This window comes from Bibersteinia trehalosi (genome assembly GCF_004346205.1).
Lineage (GTDB): Bacteria > Pseudomonadota > Gammaproteobacteria > Enterobacterales > Pasteurellaceae > Bibersteinia > Bibersteinia trehalosi.
In genome coordinates, this window is the sequence record NZ_SMAM01000019.1 from 1 (window position 1) to 1,497 (window position 1,497).

At 43.3% G+C, this 1,497-nt stretch carries 1 protein-coding gene; it reads left to right on the plus strand.

The genetic code is table 11. The annotated features are described in order from the left end of the window. Positions 1-1,497: beta strand repeat-containing protein (locus EDC51_RS10975; RefSeq protein WP_409360077.1), on the plus strand; the 1,497-nt coding region annotated here is incomplete at both ends.

A 1,497-nucleotide genomic window follows, 5' to 3' on the forward strand; every position in this document is an offset into this window, starting at 1 on the left:
GCAGGTAACGGAGAAGACGTAGAGAAAATTACTGCGGGCGAAGTGGTGAACTTTGTAAACGGCAACAACACCGTAGCGGTGGTGACTGCAAATGCAACCACAGGTGGTGCGGATGTGACTTACCACGTTGAGGGCGACTTAACGAACATTACGTCAATCAGCAACAACGAAGGCACAACCATTAGCTTAGGCAACAATACTGTTAACGTAAACAATGCAACGGTTAGCAATGTAGCGAATGGTACAAATGCAACAGATGCGGTGAATTTAGCACAACTAAATGCAAGCAAAGCTTACGTGAAAGCGGGTAACTTCACGACTGTGACTTCAACCAGCGATGCAAATGGCACAACTTACATTGTGAACGCAGAGAAAACAGTAGTCGCTGAGGGTGATAACGTCAATATCACCACAACAACGACAGCGGAAGGCTTAACAACCTATACTGTAAATGTTGCGGGTGAGTTAAATAACATCACAACCATTAATAACAACGGTACAACCTTTACCTTTGGTAACGGCACAACGACGGTGAGTGATGAAGGTAAAGCAAATATCTCAACAGGTGCAAATACCACGGATGTGGCAACCATTGGCGATATTGTGAATACGATTAACAACGTAAGTTGGACGATTGCAGGTAATGGTATCAATGTAGATAAAATTACCGCGGGTGAAGTGGTGAATTTTGTAAATGGTACTAACACGGTGGCTGTTGTGACTGCGAATGCAACCACCGGTGGTGCGGATGTGACTTATCACGTTGAAGGTGCCTTAACCAACATTACTTCAATTGCGAACAACAACGGTACGCAAATTACTTTAGGTGATGTCAATGGCAACAATACGGTGAATGTCAATGGTGCAACTATCAGCAATGTAAGCGCGGGCGTGAATGGTACAGATGCCGTGAATTTAGACCAATTGAACGCAAGCAAGACTTACATTGATGCAGGTAACTTCACCACGGTAACTACAACCACTAATGCAGATGGTTCAACGACTTATGTTGTAAATGCAGAGAAATCGGTAGTTGAAGCGGGTGATAATGTGAATGTGACGACCACTACAACAGCTGAAGGTTTAACGACTTATACTGTCAATGTAGCAGGGAATTTAAATAACATCACAACCATCAGTAACGCTAACACGACATTAACTGTGGGTAACGGAGAAACCACGGTAGAAAATGGTAAGGCGCAAGTTGCAAGCAATTCAAATGCAACGGATATTGCAACCGTTGGCGATATCGTTAATACGCTTAACAATATAAGCTGGAGTGTAGCATCAACTAACGTAACGGGTACTAACGGTGAAACCACTTATGTGGCGAATGAAAATTCAAGCATCAGTGCAGGTGATACCGTAAGTATCAACGCAGGTCAAAACATTAAGATCAGCGGTTCAGGTGATACGTTTGAAATCCATACCACGGATAATGTAACCTTTGTGAACACGAATGTAACAGGCGACCTTAATGTGGGTGGTAATACAACT